General features: G+C 42.1%; 15 protein-coding genes. 13 read left to right on the forward strand and 2 right to left on the reverse strand.

What is annotated here, in order from left to right:
- Nucleotides 1-54: 54 nt before the first annotated feature.
- Genes NSS76_RS05430 through NSS76_RS05440 form a run of 3 tightly spaced genes read left to right on the forward strand, consistent with a single transcriptional unit; the run spans nucleotide 55 to nucleotide 3,876 of the window.
- Nucleotides 55-1,572 (forward strand): phytoene desaturase family protein, encoded by a 1,518-nt coding sequence (locus tag NSS76_RS05430; protein ID WP_044334175.1) that lies wholly within the window; start codon nucleotides 55-57, stop codon nucleotides 1,570-1,572.
- Complete coding sequence (locus NSS76_RS05435; protein WP_326160994.1) at nucleotides 1,569-3,044, forward strand: phytoene desaturase family protein; 1,476 nt, start codon at nucleotides 1,569-1,571, stop codon at nucleotides 3,042-3,044. The genes NSS76_RS05430 and NSS76_RS05435 overlap by 4 nt, the downstream gene beginning before the upstream one ends.
- Nucleotides 3,037-3,876: a phytoene/squalene synthase family protein gene (locus NSS76_RS05440; protein ID WP_281237244.1), complete on the forward strand. Its 840-nt coding sequence runs from the start codon at nucleotides 3,037-3,039 to the stop codon at nucleotides 3,874-3,876. Before NSS76_RS05435 ends, NSS76_RS05440 begins: the two co-directional genes overlap by 8 nt.
- A 24-nt stretch (nucleotides 3,877-3,900) precedes the next feature.
- On the opposite strand, the gene NSS76_RS05445 is transcribed toward NSS76_RS05440, so the two are convergent.
- Nucleotides 3,901-5,277, reverse strand: coding sequence for an MATE family efflux transporter (locus NSS76_RS05445; RefSeq protein WP_341081168.1), 1,377 nt, complete (start codon nucleotides 5,275-5,277; stop codon nucleotides 3,901-3,903).
- A gap of 113 nt (nucleotides 5,278-5,390) precedes the next feature.
- On the opposite strand from NSS76_RS05445, the gene NSS76_RS05450 reads away from it, so the two are divergent.
- From NSS76_RS05450 to NSS76_RS05465, 4 genes are all read left to right on the forward strand, one after another.
- Nucleotides 5,391-6,257 carry an AraC family transcriptional regulator gene (locus tag NSS76_RS05450; RefSeq protein ID WP_197172763.1) on the forward strand — a complete coding sequence of 289 codons (867 nt, stop codon included), beginning with the start codon at nucleotides 5,391-5,393 and terminating at the stop codon, nucleotides 6,255-6,257.
- Between the two features lie 14 nt (nucleotides 6,258-6,271).
- Nucleotides 6,272-6,829 (forward strand): GNAT family N-acetyltransferase, encoded by a 558-nt coding sequence (locus NSS76_RS05455; protein WP_024425088.1) that lies wholly within the window; start codon nucleotides 6,272-6,274, stop codon nucleotides 6,827-6,829.
- A 62-nt stretch (nucleotides 6,830-6,891) separates the two neighbouring features.
- On the forward strand, nucleotides 6,892-7,167 hold the full coding sequence (locus NSS76_RS05460) for a hypothetical protein (RefSeq protein WP_024425087.1): 276 nt from the start codon (nucleotides 6,892-6,894) through the stop codon (nucleotides 7,165-7,167).
- A gap of 31 nt (nucleotides 7,168-7,198) precedes the next feature.
- Nucleotides 7,199-7,456, forward strand: a complete 258-nt coding sequence (locus tag NSS76_RS05465; RefSeq protein ID WP_024425086.1) for a hypothetical protein — start codon at nucleotides 7,199-7,201, stop codon at nucleotides 7,454-7,456.
- Here NSS76_RS05465 and NSS76_RS05470 read toward each other — a convergent pair.
- Complete coding sequence (locus NSS76_RS05470) at nucleotides 7,451-7,987, reverse strand: serine O-acetyltransferase (protein WP_044334187.1); 537 nt, start codon at nucleotides 7,985-7,987, stop codon at nucleotides 7,451-7,453. The genes NSS76_RS05465 and NSS76_RS05470 overlap by 6 nt on opposite strands.
- A 384-nt stretch (nucleotides 7,988-8,371) precedes the next feature.
- Here NSS76_RS05470 and NSS76_RS05475 point away from each other — a divergent pair, with 384 nt between their 5' ends.
- Genes NSS76_RS05475 through NSS76_RS05500 form a run of 6 tightly spaced genes read left to right on the forward strand, consistent with a single transcriptional unit; the run spans nucleotide 8,372 to nucleotide 16,682 of the window.
- The gene (locus NSS76_RS05475) at nucleotides 8,372-9,718 is read left to right on the forward strand and encodes an aspartate aminotransferase family protein (RefSeq protein WP_024425084.1); all 1,347 of its coding nucleotides are present in this window, start codon (nucleotides 8,372-8,374) and stop codon (nucleotides 9,716-9,718) included.
- Complete coding sequence (locus tag NSS76_RS05480) at nucleotides 9,705-11,201, forward strand: pyridoxal phosphate-dependent decarboxylase family protein (protein WP_341081178.1); 1,497 nt, start codon at nucleotides 9,705-9,707, stop codon at nucleotides 11,199-11,201. Before NSS76_RS05475 ends, NSS76_RS05480 begins: the two co-directional genes overlap by 14 nt.
- A complete protein-coding gene (locus tag NSS76_RS05485) occupies nucleotides 11,198-12,979 on the forward strand; it encodes an IucA/IucC family protein (RefSeq protein ID WP_341081180.1) in 1,782 nt (593 codons plus the stop codon). Before NSS76_RS05480 ends, NSS76_RS05485 begins: the two co-directional genes overlap by 4 nt.
- Nucleotides 12,976-13,530, forward strand: a complete 555-nt coding sequence (locus NSS76_RS05490; protein ID WP_025093381.1) for a GNAT family N-acetyltransferase — start codon at nucleotides 12,976-12,978, stop codon at nucleotides 13,528-13,530. The genes NSS76_RS05485 and NSS76_RS05490 overlap by 4 nt, the downstream gene beginning before the upstream one ends.
- Complete coding sequence (locus NSS76_RS05495; protein ID WP_341081187.1) at nucleotides 13,505-14,854, forward strand: lysine N(6)-hydroxylase/L-ornithine N(5)-oxygenase family protein; 1,350 nt, start codon at nucleotides 13,505-13,507, stop codon at nucleotides 14,852-14,854. The genes NSS76_RS05490 and NSS76_RS05495 overlap by 26 nt, the downstream gene beginning before the upstream one ends.
- A gap of 13 nt (nucleotides 14,855-14,867) precedes the next feature.
- Nucleotides 14,868-16,682 (forward strand): IucA/IucC family protein, encoded by a 1,815-nt coding sequence (locus NSS76_RS05500; protein WP_341081190.1) that lies wholly within the window; start codon nucleotides 14,868-14,870, stop codon nucleotides 16,680-16,682.
- The last annotated feature ends 41 nt before the right edge of the window (nucleotides 16,683-16,723 follow it).

Here is a 16,723-nt window from a genome sequence, read left to right on the forward strand (position 1 = left end):
CTTTCTAATTTGTATAATTAACTTAAAGTGAATTAATTTGGAGGAAAAAGGATAATGAAAATCATTGTGATTGGAGCGGGACCAGGGGGCCTTGCAGCAGCTATGATGCTTCAAAGCAAAGGACATGACGTTCATGTATACGAAAAGCAGCCCTTTGTCGGCGGGCGTAACGCTAAGTTTCAACTTGGTGATTTCACGTTTGATACAGGTCCTACCTTTCTCAGCATGATTCATATTGCAGAGGAGCTGTTCACCTTTGCTGGTAAAAATCTTTATGACTATATTGATGTGATTGAATTAAAAGAGATGTATAGATTAATATTTCAAGACAATCAGCTGGATATGATCCGGGATCGCGATGAAATGTACAAACGATTAGAAGCCTTTGCACCTGGTGAGGGCGAAGGATATCTAAGATTTATGAATGATACAAAGCGCAAAATGGATCGTCTGACACCAATTTTACAAAGTAAAATGGACCGCTTTCATCATTACCTTCGTCCGAAGGTGATCAAAGCACTTCCACAGCTTTCACTAAATAAAAGTTTGTATGATGTGCTGTCAGACTATTTTTCGAATGAATCAGTGAAATATGCTTTTACATTTCAATCAAAGTACTTAGGAATGTCACCGTGGGAATGCCCTGGTGCGTTCTCGATTCTTTCGTTTATGGAACATGACACAGGTGTATTCCATCCGAAGGGCGGTGTCAATCAGCTGTCAGAAGCGATGGCAAAGGCGGCGCTTGAAGCTGGGGCAGAGATTCATCTGTCAGCAGGCGTTGAAAAGCTGCTCACGGAGGGAAGGAAAGTAAAAGGCATTCGTTTAGAATCTGGGGAAGAAATACAAGCAGATGAGGTTGTCGTCAATGGAGACTTTGCACATGTGATGACAAAGCTTGTCGAGCCAGGACTCTTAAAGAAATACAGCGAGAAAAAATTAAAAAAGAAAAAATTCTCATGCTCTACCTTTATGCTTTATTTAGGACTGGATACCATGTATGATGAGCCGCACCATACCATCGTTTTTTCCGATGATTATGCTCGATTTGTCAAAGGCATTACGAAAACATATGAGCTGCCAGATGATCCGTCTATTTATATTCAAAATGCAAGTGTAACCGATGACTCACTTGCTCCAAAAGGAAAATCAGCTCTTTATGTGCTGGCTCCAGTTGCTAATAACCAAAGCGGTATTGACTGGGAAGCACATCAAGATGAATTTAGAGAGCTTGTGCTGGATACATTGGAGCGGAAAACCGGCTTTCAAGATGTGAGACAGCATATAGAAGTCGAGCGGATGATCACACCGAAGCAATGGGAGGAAGACCTTTACGTTTATGAAGGAGCTACATTTAACCTCGGCCACCAGCTGACGCAGATGATGGTCCTAAGGCCGCACAATGAATTTGATGAATTAAAGAACTGCTGGCTTGTTGGAGGAGGAACACATCCAGGAAGCGGACTGCCAACCATTTTAGAATCAGCACGTATCACGACAAATGCCATTCTTAAAAAAGAGAAACATTCACACAAAACAATGCCGCATCAAGAAAAGGGGAGCGCCTCATGAAACAACATATATTGATTGCAGGTGGCGGTATTGGCGGAATGATCTCAGCGCTTTATTTAAAAAAAGCGGGACATGATGTCACCCTTGTCGAAAAAAATGAACGGCTTGGCGGGAGACTTGCTTTTGTACGTGAGAAAGGATATAAAGTAGATGAAGGTCCGACCATTGTCCTACTTCCTGACATGTTAAAAGGCATTTTACATGAGGTAGGAATTGACGAATCATCTCTTGATCTTGTGGAGCTTGATCCGCTGTATACCATTCAATATCAAGATGGAACCTCCTATACGAAGTACTCTGATGCACTCCGTCAGTTAGATGAAATCAGACGTGTATTTCCAAAAGAAGATCAAGGGTTCCAGAGGTTTATGGAAGAAATGACGGACCGGTTTCAAGAAGGACAGAAAGCCTTTCTAGAAAAATCATTTCACGAAAAACGTACATTTTTTACAAAAGCGAATATGAAGATTTTAATGAAATTAAAGGCGTATCGAACGGTACAAAGCGCTCTGAAAAAATATTTCTCAGACGAACGCCTGCGAGATGCATACGCACTTCAAACCCTCTATGTTGGAGGAAACCCGTATGAAGCATCGGCTATTTATTCGCTTGTGTCCTATAGTGAGCACGCACATGGAATCTACTATTTAAAAGGCGGCTATGCGAGTTTAGTAGATATATTGGAAGAGCAGCTCATCAACATGGGTGTGCATGTAAGAAAAAATGAAGAAGTCACACAATTGGTGTTTGAGGGAAAACGGGCAGTCAAAGCAAAAGTAAATGATGAACATGTAGCTGCTGATGCATTTGTAATCAATGGAGATTATCCAGCTGCGTTAAAACAGTTTGGTTTAGACGAACAAGATCGCCGGAAATACGTGCCTTCCTCTGGCTGTGTGATGGTGTATCTCGGGTTAAACAAAATGTATCATGAAGCACCTGTTCATCAATTTTTTATGGGAGAACACTTTGATCAGCATATGAAAGAGGTTTTTCAAACGAAAACGATTCCTCAAGACCCGTCATTTTATACATTTAATCCATCGATCATTGATCCATCTCTTGCCCCAGAGGGCTGTAGTGTTCTATACATGCTCGTTCCCGTTCCTTCAGGAGATCATATCAACTGGGAAGAGGAGACAGATTTTGTCGAGAACATGGTGGAGCGCCTTGAGAAAAGAGGCTTTCCGAGATTGCGAGAGTCGATTGTTTGGAAAAAGGTCAGAACACCAAATGATTCCTTGCGAGAAGGATTGTTTGAAGGCGGCAGCTTTGGACTTGCACCTAATTTGTTTCAATCAGGTGTCTTCCGCCCGCAAGTGAAGGTCAGCGAGACAGATAATCTTTATGCGGCAGGTGCTTCCACGCATCCGGGCGGCGGGGTGCCAATCGTGATGCAAAGTGCGAAGCTCATGGCCTCTGTACTACTAAAAGATTTGAATGATAGAAAGGAAGTGAAGCTAAGTGGTTGATGTACAAACAGCATTAAAAGTGTGTGAGGAAACCATTCAAACCCATTCTAAAACGTTTTACCGGGCCTTTTCCATGCTGCCTAAAAAGAAAAGACAGGCCGTCTGGGCCGTGTATTCTTTTTGCCGGAGAGCAGATGACATTGTAGATGAGTCGCCTACGCCACAAGAGGACCTTGCATCCTTTCGGGAGACGTTTGATCGATTTTTACAAGGTGAGGTAGACCGAAATGATCCGATATGGGTGGCGCTAGAGCATACATTTCAAGAGTTTCGGATGGATGAAGCCCCGTTTCGTGACCTGCTCCAAGGACAGGAGATGGATTTAGAGCAGCAGCGATACGAAACGTTAGATGAACTGCTCATCTATTCCTATCATGTTGCTAGTACCGTTGGACTCATGCTCCTTCCCATTATTGCACCACGTAAAAAAGAGCAGCTAAAAGAAGCAGCCATTTCGTTAGGGATCGCTATGCAGCTAACCAACATTCTTCGAGATATTGGGGAAGATCAGGCTGAAAGAGACCGCATTTATTTGCCAAAGCAGGTGATGGATCAATTCGGGTACACAGAGCAAGAATTGCAGGAAGGGATTGTCAATCAAGCCTTCCAGCACGTCTGGGAGTACATTGCCTTTGAGGCAGAGGCATACTACGAGGAGTTTTTTGACCATCTTCATGAATTCCCGCTGTATTCACGAATACCGGTGAAAGCAGCAGCTCACTTTTATAAAGCCATTTTAGATAAAACAAGAGAAAACGAATACCGCGTCTTTACCGAGCGAGCATTTATTTCAAAACAGGAAAAAGCACTTATTTTAGAAGATATTACGTAAAAAAGGACTGCACCCAGTCCTTTTTTATGTGGAAGAAAAGCGATACTCCGTCCATACTCTGGAACGCCAGCGCCTATACATGAAGATGCCTCTGACCCATTCATCCACGATAAAAGAAATCCAAATCCCAATGAGACCCATTTCAAGCTGAATGCCTAGCAAGTAAGCGATCGGAAGCCCGATTCCCCACATTGATATCATCGCCATATACACTGGAAACTTCGCGTCACCAGCCGCCCGCAATGAATTAATAATGACCATATTAAAAGAGCGTCCCGGCTCTAAAATGATCGTCAATAGGAGAAGCGTAGCGGCGATTTGAATGATTTCACGATTGCTAGTGAAAAAGGTAAGCAAATGCGTCGATGATAAAGATAAAGCAGTGGAAGAAAGAAGAGAGATCCCAATGGCCCAGTATAAGCTTTTCATACATCTGCGGTAGGCAGCATCAAATTCTTTCGCTCCAATATGGCGCCCGATTAAAATCTGTGTCCCTTGGCTAATCGCTGCACCAAACAACATAATGAACATCATCAAATTTTGAGTGTAGACCTTTGCTGCTAAAGCCTGCGTTCCCATAAATGTAATAAACAGTGTAATGATCATTTGGGAGCCGTTATAAGAAAGCTGCTCTCCAGCAGAAGGGATTCCAATTTTCAGCAGCTTTTTTAAATGCGTCCGCTGGATGTGAAACATACTCTTCAAAGAAAAGCGCAATCCAATTCGTCGGCCGACAATGAGAATCATCGCCATCAATCCGATCAACCGAGCGAGTGAGGTAGAAAAGGCAACACCCATGACACCTAATACCGGAAAGCCAAACGGACCAAAAATGACCAAATAATTGCCGGCAACGTTTAGCAAATTCATTCCGATGGTGACATACATCGTGTCTCTTGTATATCCGTAGCTTTTTAAAATAGCACTATACGTCATAATGAGCGCTTGAATAAAAGAAAGCAGCCCAACAATTTGTAAAAAGACCGTCGCATCCGGCATGAGTTCACTTGATAAGCCCATCATGTGCAGGATTGGAACAGCTAACACAAACATGAGGAGACTAATGATCAAGCTGATTAAGAAGTTGGTTCCTAGAGAGACATAGGCAACTTGAGTCGCTTCCTGCTTGCGGTCAGCTCCTAAAAGCTGAGCAATCACAATGGTCGTTCCTGTTGTAATGAAGCTGAACATGACAATTAATAAATTCAGGAGCTGGTTGCTTACACCTACTGCGGCCACACTGTTATCGGAGTATTGGCTGAGCATGAGTGTATCAGCGCTCCCCATGAGCATATATAAAGAGATTTCGATAAAAATAGGCCAAGTTAATGCAAATAATGAAGGGTGTGTTTTCTCATCTTTTGCTTGAACCTTTTCATATGACAGGGTTTGAGATTTCATCACATAGCCCCCTTTCGTATAAATCCGATTTATAGTGTACCGTGCATCGACTATAATAAGAAGAGACGAAACCGAAACTTATTGGAGAAATCCGACTTCATAAGGGGTTGAATATGGATCGATTTATTACATTTACTGTACCGCCGTTTCCTATATATATTGCTTCAGGTAAAGGGGTATTTCATCAAGGAGAAAGACACATCTCAAGAACCTTCACTGTATTTGATCTTCTCTATGTCACAAAAGGTGAACTATGGATGACAGAGGGCGAGGAGGCTTTTCATGTAAAAGAAGGTGAATATACGATTCTCTCACCGGGCCTGTCTCATGGTGGACATCTGCCATGTGAAGAGGAAACCCACTATGAGTGGCTGCATTTCTCAATTGACCGATTTGAGCTGACGAACCGGCCGAGAGAACACTGGATTGATATGAAACAAAATCAAGCTACCTTCGAAAAGCCGGCAACCTATGAATTTAGTCTGCCCCGTTTAGGAAAAGTGAAAGGACGAAGTGTGTTAGAAAAACACCTTTCAGCGATGAGAGCACTAAATCATGATGCATCTGAACTTCCGCTGAAAAAACAGCTTCTATTTGAGGAACTGCTCATTCACCTGCAAAAGGAAGCATTCCATATTCCAAGTGCAAAGGAGACCGTTGCATCAGAAGTGGTTCATTATCTTGAGCATCATTTTATGGAGAAATTACACATGGAGCAGCTTGCAGAGAAACTGCACTATCATCCTGACTACATGACAAGATGTATGCAGACAGTATATGGATTGACGCCAAACCAGTACAGCCATCGTCTCAAAATCGAAAAAGCCAAAAGCATGCTGGCGTCAACGAATGAAAAAATCGCTGCTATTGCAGATCATGTAGGTATTGACGACCCTACTTATTTTTCTAAGCTGTTTCGGCAAAATGAAGGCATGACGCCGATCGAGTACCGTCATTTAGCAAAAAGAACGACAAAGTAAAGGAACGTGAACAGATGAAAAGTGAAAAGGAAGAGCTTGTGAACATACGTCCATTAACCGAAACGGACTTAGAGACGGTGTGGCATTTAAAATTTAAAGCATCAGACCAGTCCTATCGGAAATGGAATGCCCCTTATTTTTATGAACACGAAATCCCGCTTGCTGCATTTAAGAAACGTTACTTACAGGAAGAATCCATTCCCCAAAAGCTATATGGCATTGAAATAGATGGTGATATCAAAGGCACCGTATCATATTATTGGGAGAATGAACGTACGAGGTGGCTTGAATGCGGCATTATCATTTATGACTCACGTTTTTGGAGCGGGGGTATTGGGACAAAGGCATTAAATCTATGGATTGATGTGTTATTTACGCATATTGATATCCCTCGAATTGGTTTAACAACTTGGTCAGGGAATGAACGGATGATGCGGTGCGCAGAGAAATGCGGATTTGTCCTTGAGGGGAGACTGAGAAAGGTCCGTTATTATCAAGGAGAGTATTATGACTCTATGCGCTTTGGGATGCTGAGAGAGGAATGGCAAAGCCTCCCGCGCAATATCCTCTGAATCATTATTTTTTAGGACAAAAGTATCATATAATGGAATAAACTGAAGAAGAAGGTTGGCAGATGAATGTGGGCTGGATAACTGGATGGTTTGTTTCTATTTTAGTCGCAATCTATCTATTGATAGATGCACCAAAACATGGGAAAAATAAATGGTTATGGTCTATTTTAGGTCTTTTATTCGGGCTCTTTGCATTTGGGATATACCTCATCAAAACAGGAAGAAAAGGATTGGGCTGGACAGTTCTGATCGTGTCCATCATCATCTATTCTATTGTTATACTAGTCTTTGTCTTTTACTTCCTGTTGCTGATCTTCGGATACTCAAACGCATCATAGAGAGCGCGTATACATAAGGGGGAATTTAAATATGAGATTAACGGGTCTATTCGTTTCACTTGCTGTTGCCATCTATTTATGGTTTGATGCGCCAAAGCACAACAAAGACAAATGGCTGTGGGCCATTTTAGGCGTGCTATTTAGTACCATCGTACTCGGTATTTATTTGATCAAGACAGAGAGGAAGGGGCTGGGCTGGACGATCTTGATTTTAACCATCTTGTTTTATCTCATGCTGCTCATCTCTGTTTTGATCGGTGTTATTCTTTTTTATCAGGCGCCCTCATGAAGAAGGGCCTTTTTCTTTTACCTTTTGAGCCGGTACACCAGCAATGACGATCTGCTCTTCATGAAAGGAACGATTCACTACGGCATTTGCTCCGATTGAAATATGATTTGCAATATAAATGTCTCCAAACAGCTTAGCACCGGGGCCAATCCATACGTGATCTCCAATGGTTGGTACATCCTTTTCGGAATGGTTTTGTCCAATATTCACCCCTTGATGAATATCACAAAATGCCCCAATTTTTGCGTGCTTATTCACAATTAAGAGACCACTATGATTGATTCTAAGGCCGGGGCCAAAGACGCCAATCGGAATATCAAAGCCAAGCTGCATGCCTTTCTTTTTATGTAAATAGCGATAAAACCATTTGCGCAGTAGAGCGCCGCTATTAGAATAGTATTCATATTTTCGCAAATACCTTTGATATTTCCATATATCGTCCCCAAACCACTTTGGTCTTCTGCGCGTAATCGCTAATGCTTTCTTATCCTGCATTAAGTAATGGTGAAGATCGTGCTTTGTAAAAATCATCAAATTCCCCTCCATTCCTTTATGTTTCAGAGAAATTATACCATCCAAACCATTTATATCAAGAAAAAATGGTGTTACTTCTTCAATTTTCTACCTTCATTTCATCCAAATTTCTTCATAAAATGAGCGCTTTGAGTTGAATAGAACAAAAGAACCAGGAAGAATGATTTGTAATTTTTTTCAATATCAAACCGTCTCATGCGTTCCATCCCCTTATGGCAGTAAGGTTTGTAAAAATTACTCGAAAATACTCATTAAAAAGAGAATATTGCATTCATATGCTTTTTGAATCATCTTTTTGAATACAATTGACTTTCCTATCTCACATCCTCTAGGCTAATAAATGAAAATGATAATCTTTATCAATTGGAGGAGTGTTTTATTATGTCCATCAAAACCGTTTCTAAAAATCAGCAATTTTTAGAACAGCAAAGTCAAAGAGAATCTAATGCAAGGTCTTACCCGAGACGGTTCCCATTAGCCATGCAAAAAGCCGAGGGTATGATCGTGACAGATGCAGATGGCAGAGAGTTTTATGACTGTCTGGCAGGCGCAGGAACACTTGCACTTGGTCACAATCATCCGGTTGTTATAGAAGCTATTGAACGTATGCTTCATGAAAAAAGACCATTGCATACGTTGGACATAACCTCAGAAATTAAAGAAGAGTTTGTGAATGAAATTTTTTCTCACCTGCCAGAAGAGTTTGCAAAGAGAGCAAAAATTCAATTTTGTGGACCAACTGGCGGTGATGCCATAGAAGCTGCGATTAAATTAGTCAAGACAGCGACAGGTAATCGTTCCATTCTTTCTTTCCACGGTGCTTATCACGGTGCGACACATGGCACGATGTCATTAAGCGGAAATTTGTCTCCAAAGGAAAGAGTGCAAGGGTTAATTCCAGATGTGCATTTCATGCCTTATCCATATGAATATCGCTGCCCATTTGGCATTGGCGGTAAAGATTCACACCGTATTTCCAGTTCTTATATTGAGCGTGTATTAAATGATCCTGAAAGTGGTATTCTTCCGCCAGCAGGTATGATCTTTGAAGCTGTGCAAGGTGAGGGAGGCTCAATTCCAGCATCTATTGAATGGATAAAAGAAATGAGAAGAATCACAAAAGAAAAAGGCATTCCGCTCATTATCGATGAGGTTCAATCAGGCATTGGCCGAACAGGTAAGATGTTTGCCTTTGAACATGCAGGAATTGTGCCAGACGTTATTGTATTATCTAAAGCCATTGGTGGAAGTCTGCCGCTTTCAGTTGTGATTTATGATCAAGATTTGGATCAATGGAATCCAGGTGCACACATTGGCACATTTAGAGGAAATCAAATGGCGATGGCTGCAGGAACTGCTACGCTTAAATTTATAAAAGAAACCAATCTGCTTGATCATGTAGACCAGTTAGGTAATCGCATGCAGGCTTATTTAAAAGACATTCAAAAAAATGTACCTGCTATCGGTGATGTTCGAGGAAGAGGATTAATGATTGGTGCTGAAATTGTCAATCCAAATGAAAAGCAGGATGTGGATGGAAGTTATCCAGCAAATCCTGAGCTAGCAAGTCTCATTCAAAAGAATTGCTTCGACAAAGGCTTAATTGTAGAGACAGGAGGCCGTTTCGGCAGCGTCATTCGATTCTTACCGCCATTGATCATGACAGAAGAACAGCTTGAACAAGTCATCGCCATTTTCAAAGAGGCCGTTTACGATGCAATCAACTAAAGCTTCTGTGGATTCATTATTTATCAATCAAAGCCAGCTTGGAAGAGAGTCCTTCCGAGCGGCTCTTCATACATCTATCGACAGCTTACTGGATCAGTGGCAAAAAGACCAAGGACCATACAGCGGAATATTGCCTGGGAAATTAGCGGCTAGTGTCGAATCCTTATTTCAGTTTCAACCGTCTGGCGAATCAATGGAATCTGTCTTTCAAGATATAAAGCAGCATCTTTTGCCGCATCTCGTTGATGTATCGCATCCTAAATGCTTGGCACATTTGCATTGCCCGCCGCTCATACCTGCTCTTGCCGCAGAGGTGATGGTAAGCTCCTTTAACCAATCAATGGATTCCTTCGATCAAAGCGGTATTGCATCTTTGGTTGAGGAGGAAATTTTAAAGTGGCTATGTGCGAAGTTTTCTTATGGAAATCTAGCAGATGGGACATTTACGAGCGGTGGCACCCAATCTAACTATATGGGACTGCTTCTTGCAAGAGATGCATTTTGTGAAAACACATGGCAATGGAATGTTCAGCAGAAAGGCTTGCCGAGTGAGGCTCACCGCATGAGAATTCTTTGCTCTAAGAATGCTCACTTCACTGTGAAGAAATCTGCATCACAGATAGGCTTAGGGGAGCAGGCAGTTGTTCTAGTAGAGACAGATGAGCATCACCGCATGGACCTCAACGATTTGAAGAAGAAACTTGTTGAGTTAAAGGAACAGGATCTCCTGCCTTTTGCGGTAGTGGCGACTTGCGGGACAACTGATTTTGGCAGTATTGACCAGGTTCGAGATGTGTATGACATCGTCAAGCCATACGGTCTATGGATTCACGCAGATGCTGCTTACGGAGGTGCGCTTATATTAAGCGAAACCTACGGGTGTAAATTAGACGGTATTGAGCTTGCTGATTCAATCACGATCGACTTCCACAAACAATTTTATCAGCCGATCTCCTGCGGGGCATTTTTGCTGAAGGATAAAAGACATTTTGGTTTGATCAATTATCATGCAGATTATCTTAACCCAAAGGAAGATGAACTGGATGGAATTCTACATCTCGTCAATAAATCTGTCCAAACGACGCGCCGGTTCGACGCACTGAAATTGCTTCTTTCTCTTCGTCTGATTGGAGAGGAGGGGTTTGGTGACATCATTGACCATACCATTGATTTTGCGAAGGATGTGGCAGCACTTATCGAGAGAAATGATCACCTTGAAGTGATCAATCCTGAGCCAGAAATCAATGCAGTTGTGTTTCGATTTAAGGATGATCACCAAGCGGATGACATCAATAAAATCATTCATCGAACGCTGTTCAAATCAGGAGCTGCTGTCATTGCGAAAACAGTGGTGGATGGTCAAACATGCTTAAAATTCACTTTGTTAAATCCGAGAACGACAATCACACATATTGAGGAAATCCTTTCTGACATCGTTGATATCGGGATTGCTCATATTCAATCCGGGAGGGTACTACGTTGAGTCAATATAAACAAATGGCTGAAAATGCAACTATGCAAAGCTTTTTAAACTGTTTTTTACGTGAAACAGGAATCGATCGATCTGCAAAAAAAGAGACGAAAGCAGATGGTTCGCTTGTATTCGTGGCAAAACTAGCAAAGCAAGACCTTGAGCTTGTGATTCCGATCCGATATTTTTCATCTGTAGGCCGCCATCTCTTTGATTTTCCGATTCGCTTTCGTCCTCATGGCAGCGAGCAAGAGGGAACGATCGTCGATTACACGACACTTGTTGCTTTATGTTCAAAGGAGCTTCTCATTGAATATGGCCGCACAGATGCAGAGGATGAATTCATGCTTCGCATCATTTTAAGCTGCCGAAATATTGAACGATTCTTAAAGGAGAGAGAAAGTGATCAAGCTGCTTTATCTCAAGCTGATTTTGAGTACATCGAGGCTGAGCAGTCACTTCTCCTTGGACATTTAACACATCCAACACCAAAAAGCAGACAAGGGATGACAGAAGAAGAGGAAGCCGTCTATTCTCCTGAGCTGAAAGGAGCTTTCCAGCTTCATTACTTTAAAGCGCATCATTCGATTGTGCTTCAGGATTCGTCTATTTCACAACCGGCGGCAAGCCTCATGTTAGAAGAGCTTTCGCGTCAGGTACCAGAAGAAACAGAGAGACTAAATATGTTAACAGAAAACGGAGAATATGTGCTCATTCCGATTCATCCGCTGCAAGTCAAAGTGGTCATGGAGAAGGCATTTGTGAAGCGTTATATAGAGGAAGGGAAACTGACTTATTTAGGACCGCTGGGATCTGAATACACAGCGACCTCATCCTTTAGAACTGTCTATCAAAAGGATTCTGCTTACATGCTCAAATTCTCTGTTCCTGTGAAAATTACAAACTCGTTACGCATCAATAAACAAAAGGAACTGGATCGAGGAGTAGAGATGTCCCGCATCTTAAAAACAGAATTAGGCGTTTCTTTATATGAAAAATTCTCTGGATTCCGGGTCATTGAAGATCCTGCATATCTCTCTATTCGAGGAGATGAAACGGAATCTGGCTTTGAAGTGGTCATTCGTCAAAATCCATTCTTGCATCGTGAAAAAGGCGCAAGCTTAATTGCTGGGCTGTGTCAGGATCATGCGTATGGAGGAAAATCGAGATTAGCAGGAATTATTCATAAACTTGCAGGCGCAGAAGGCAGGTCAACAGAAGCGGTCAGCCAAGATTGGTTTAAACAATATTTGACTATTTCGTTAAAGCCGATGCTCTGGCTGTTTGAAACGTATGGTCTTGCACTCGAGGCCCATCAGCAAAATGCTGTTGTGCAAATGAAAGATGGTTATCCAGAGACCTTCTATTACCGTGACAACCAAGGCTACTATTATAGTGAATCGAAAAAGGATAAGCTCGCGAATCTAGTTCAAAACTTGAGCGTAAGAAGTGAAACCATTTGTTCGGATGATGTAGCCGTTGAGAGACTCCGTTATTATTTCTTCTTTAATCATTTATTTGGTCTCATTAATGGCTTTGGCACGGAAGCCCTTGCAAAGGAAGAAGACTTGCTGGCACTCGTGAGAGATACATTACTCGCTCATGAGGAGACATACGGAGCATCTGAACTGACTAACAGCCTTCTCCGCTCAAAAGAACTTCCTTCAAAAGCGAATTTGCTGACACGATTTGAAGATATGGATGAGCTGACCGGATCTCTGGAAACACAATCTCGTTACACGGCTGTCTTGAATCCGCTCTTTTTACATAAGGAGGCGCTGATTGGATGAGGCATCGTATTAGGTTTATTCGTGCTGAATATGAAAGAGACGTTCAGCTTGTCCATAAGTGGATGCAAGAAGAGTATGTTCACCCATTTTGGCATTTGAATATTCCGTTTTCTGATTTTGAAAAGCATTTTTATCAGGCGATACATGATCCGCATCAAACCCTTTATTTAGGCACGATTGATGGGACGCCAATGAGTTATTTTGAGGCTTATAACGTGAAAGGGGATATCATTGAATCCTACTATGAGCCTTCTCCGCATGATCAAGGCATCCACCTGTTAATAGGGGAGCCGGATTATGTGGGAAAAGGATTTGCTGCGCCGCTCCTTCAGGCAATGACAGCATTTCAATTTGAGCAGAACAAACGAACAGAAAAAATCGTTGCTGAGCCGGATATTCGCAATGAAAAAATGATTCATGTATTTGAAAAATGCGGCTTCGAACGTGTAAAACCAGTCACATTACCCGATAAAACAGGTCTTTTGATGTTTTGTGATCGAGAACGATTCGAAAGGAAGTATAACCATGACGCGGTTCAACAAGCAAAATAATATAGTGGATGTAATTGGGATCGGCATTGGCCCGTTTAACCTGGGGCTTGCCGCATTATCTGAAGAGGTAAATGAAATCGACGCTTTGTTTTTTGAAAGAAGTGAAGCCTTTCACTGGCACCCAGGGATGCTCATTGAAGGGACGACACTGCAAGTCCCATTTTTAGCGGACCTTGTCAGCATGGCAGATGTGAAAAGCAAATATAGCTTTCTCAACTATTTGCAGGAACAAAACCGTTTGTATTCATTTTACTTTCTAGAGGACTTCCATATCCCGCGCAAGGAATACAGTCATTATTGCCGCTGGGTCGCTGACCAGTTAGATTCCTGCCGATTTGGCATGAACGTCGAATCTGTCTCACTGATCGAGAAGGCAGGGGAAAAGTGGTATGAAGTGCATGTCCGTCATGTAAAGAACCAAACTGTAGAGGTGTTTGAAAGCAAACATCTCGTTTTAGGAATTGGCACGCAGCCGGCGATACCCGCATCGCTCCAGCCAGCTTTAGGAGAGAAGGTTTTTCACTCAGCTGACTATTTAAAACGAAAGAAAGAAGGCTGTTTCAAAGGGAAATCTGTAACAGTTATCGGCTCTGGTCAAAGTGCGGCAGAAGTGTTTTATGACATTTTATCAGATGATGAGGCAAAGGATATTCACTGGTTTACACGATCAAAAGGATTTTTCCCAATGGAATATTCAAACCTTGGACTTGAGTATTTCTCCCCTGACTATATTGATTTCTTTTATGAGCTTCCGCAAGCCAAAAAGGATGCGTTATTAAAACAGCAAGACTTGCTGTATAAAGGTATCAGTTCGGCGATGATTCGTGATATTTATCATTTGCTTTATGAACGTTCTGCCTGCGGAAACCAGCTGAACACAGTGCTTCAAGCCATGACAGAGGTCAACTTGATTGAGGAAACAGCGGGCGGGTTATCACTTTCATGCACGCAATGGGTCAAGGAAGAATCCTTTACACATGAGACGGATATTGTCGTATTGGCGACTGGCTATCAATCCGTTCTGCCGCCATTTATCAACCCTATTTCTCATCACATTCAATGGGATGATCAAGGGAGATTCCAAGTTGAACGTGAATATCGTTTGAAAACAAATATGATGGGTGAAAATGATATTTTTGTACAAAATGCAGAGCTTCATACTCATGGGGTCGGCGCACCAGATTTGGGGCTGGGGGCTTATCGAAACAGTGTGATCATCAATGAACTTGCTCGTCAAACTGTGTATCCACTTTATCAAAAGCACGTCTTCCAGACATTTGGTACACACAAGAACGCACACACATTTGAAGAAATCAAAGGTTAAGGAGGATGAAGCGATGAATGTGCAAGATGAATTGAAAAAAGCGGTGAATCCTGCTGCTTGGAAAAAGGCAAACCAGCGAATGGTGGCTAAAATGCTGTCTGAATATATGTATGAGGCAATGCTTCATCCTGTTGAGCTGGATTGTAAGGATGGCATCGCGCAGTATGAATTAACCATTCACGAACATAAGAAATATCGTTATCTGGCAAAACCTCGGTTGTTTGATAGTTTTGATACAATCGCTGAATCAATTGAGTGCTGTCAAGATGGAAAATGGTCAAAGGATGTCAGTGCCATTGTGTTTTTACTAGACATTCAGCCGATCATCCCAATGTCCTCTGACACAACAGGCCATCTTATCAAAGAGCTTCACCATACTTTGTTAGCCGATGTCCATTTGCTGTCGAAAAAAGCACTTCGTGCGGATGAACTGACAGATACGGATTATGCATGGATTGAAGGAGAAATGACAGGCCATCCTTGGATTGTGTATAACAAAGGACGTATAGGATTCAGCTACGATGATTACTTAGCCTATGCACCAGAACGGCAGGAATGTGTGCAGCTGTCTTGGATTGCTGTACATAGAGAGCTTGCGACATTCCATGCAGTCGATCATGAAAACTATGAGCAGGTGATCGCCAAAGAATTAGATGAAGTCACGATTCGTCAATTTCAGCGTGTGTTAAAGGATGAAGGACTGAATGCAGCTGACTATTATATGATGCCTGTTCATCAGTGGCAGTGGACGCATATGATTATTCAGCATTTCCCTGAAGATTTGGCCTTGCGCCGGATTGTGTATTTGGGAGAGGGGCTGGATCAATATATCCCGCAGCAGTCGATCAGAACCTTTACAAATATCTCAAATAAAGACAAGCATCATATTAAACTGCCAATGAGTATTTTAAATACGCTCGTGTACCGTGGACTCCCATCAGAACGTACGGTCATTGCCCCGCGCATTACAGCGCATATTAAAGGGATTGCCGATCAAGACTCATTTTTATCTGATGTGTGCCGCGTCATTTTACCAGGTGAAAATGCAAGTATCAATGTCGATCATCCATACTACAGCAAACTGCCTGGTGCGCCGTATCAATATCTTGAGATGCTCGGTGTCATTTTTAGAGAAAGCATTTATACGTACTTAGAAGAAGGGGAGAGCCCTGTTACACTTGCGGCACTTACTTACGAGGATCATGAAGGTGAGCCGTATATCAAGCAGCTGATTGAAAAATCAGGTCTCTCAGCAAAAGAATGGATGGCGAAGTTCTTCCATGTCGTGATGCCGCCGCTGCTGCACTTTATGTATCAATACGGCACAGTTTTTTCACCGCATGGGCAAAATACAATTCTTGTGTTAAAAAATCATCAGCCGCATCGTTTGGCGATCAAAGATTTCGTTGATGATGTGAATATAAGTGACCAGCCGCTGCCTGAATTAGCTTCACTAGAAGAAGATTTAAAAGAAGTGCTGCGCAGTGAGCCGCCAGAAGGTCTAGTGCAATTTATCTTTACAGGATTATTTATTTGCAATCTGCGTTATGTATCCAACGTATTAGACAATCACAATCTGTTAGATGAAACGACTCTTTGGCGTTTGCTTGCGGAAGAAATTCAGCAGTATCAAAAGCAATTTCCGCAGCTAAAAGACCGTTTTGAATTATTTGATCTATTCCAGCCGAAGCTGACAAAGCTTTGCTTAAATCGTAATCGAATGATTGATTATGGCTATGGAGATGGTGATGACCGCCCGCATGCATCAGAGCATGGGAAGGTCACAAATGCACTCGCTCATGTTCTTTCGTCAGTTGGGGAGAAGTAATAGAAAAGCTGTAGACATTAAGTGTCTACAGCTTGTTTGTT

The organism is Bacillus sp. FSL R5-0654 (genome assembly GCF_038008745.1).
Lineage (GTDB): Bacteria > Bacillota > Bacilli > Bacillales > Bacillaceae > Bacillus > Bacillus safensis.

Coding starts and splice junctions, on each gene's coding strand:
- NSS76_RS05455 (WP_024425088.1), top strand. CDS start 6,272: ATGAAAAGTGAAAAGGAAGAGCTTGTGAACATACGTCCATTAACCGAA.
- NSS76_RS05500 (WP_341081190.1), top strand. CDS start 14,868: ATGAATGTGCAAGATGAATTGAAAAAAGCGGTGAATCCTGCTGCTTGG.
- NSS76_RS05460 (WP_024425087.1), top strand. CDS start 6,892: ATGAATGTGGGCTGGATAACTGGATGGTTTGTTTCTATTTTAGTCGCA.
- NSS76_RS05495 (WP_341081187.1), top strand. CDS start 13,505: ATGACGCGGTTCAACAAGCAAAATAATATAGTGGATGTAATTGGGATC.
- NSS76_RS05465 (WP_024425086.1), top strand. CDS start 7,199: ATGAGATTAACGGGTCTATTCGTTTCACTTGCTGTTGCCATCTATTTA.
- NSS76_RS05450 (WP_197172763.1), top strand. CDS start 5,391: ATGGATCGATTTATTACATTTACTGTACCGCCGTTTCCTATATATATT.
- NSS76_RS05490 (WP_025093381.1), top strand. CDS start 12,976: ATGAGGCATCGTATTAGGTTTATTCGTGCTGAATATGAAAGAGACGTT.
- NSS76_RS05435 (WP_326160994.1), top strand. CDS start 1,569: ATGAAACAACATATATTGATTGCAGGTGGCGGTATTGGCGGAATGATC.
- NSS76_RS05475 (WP_024425084.1), top strand. CDS start 8,372: ATGTCCATCAAAACCGTTTCTAAAAATCAGCAATTTTTAGAACAGCAA.
- NSS76_RS05470 (WP_044334187.1), bottom strand. CDS start 7,987: ATGATTTTTACAAAGCACGATCTTCACCATTACTTAATGCAGGATAAG.
- NSS76_RS05445 (WP_341081168.1), bottom strand. CDS start 5,277: ATGAAATCTCAAACCCTGTCATATGAAAAGGTTCAAGCAAAAGATGAG.
- NSS76_RS05430 (WP_044334175.1), top strand. CDS start 55: ATGAAAATCATTGTGATTGGAGCGGGACCAGGGGGCCTTGCAGCAGCT.
- NSS76_RS05480 (WP_341081178.1), top strand. CDS start 9,705: ATGCAATCAACTAAAGCTTCTGTGGATTCATTATTTATCAATCAAAGC.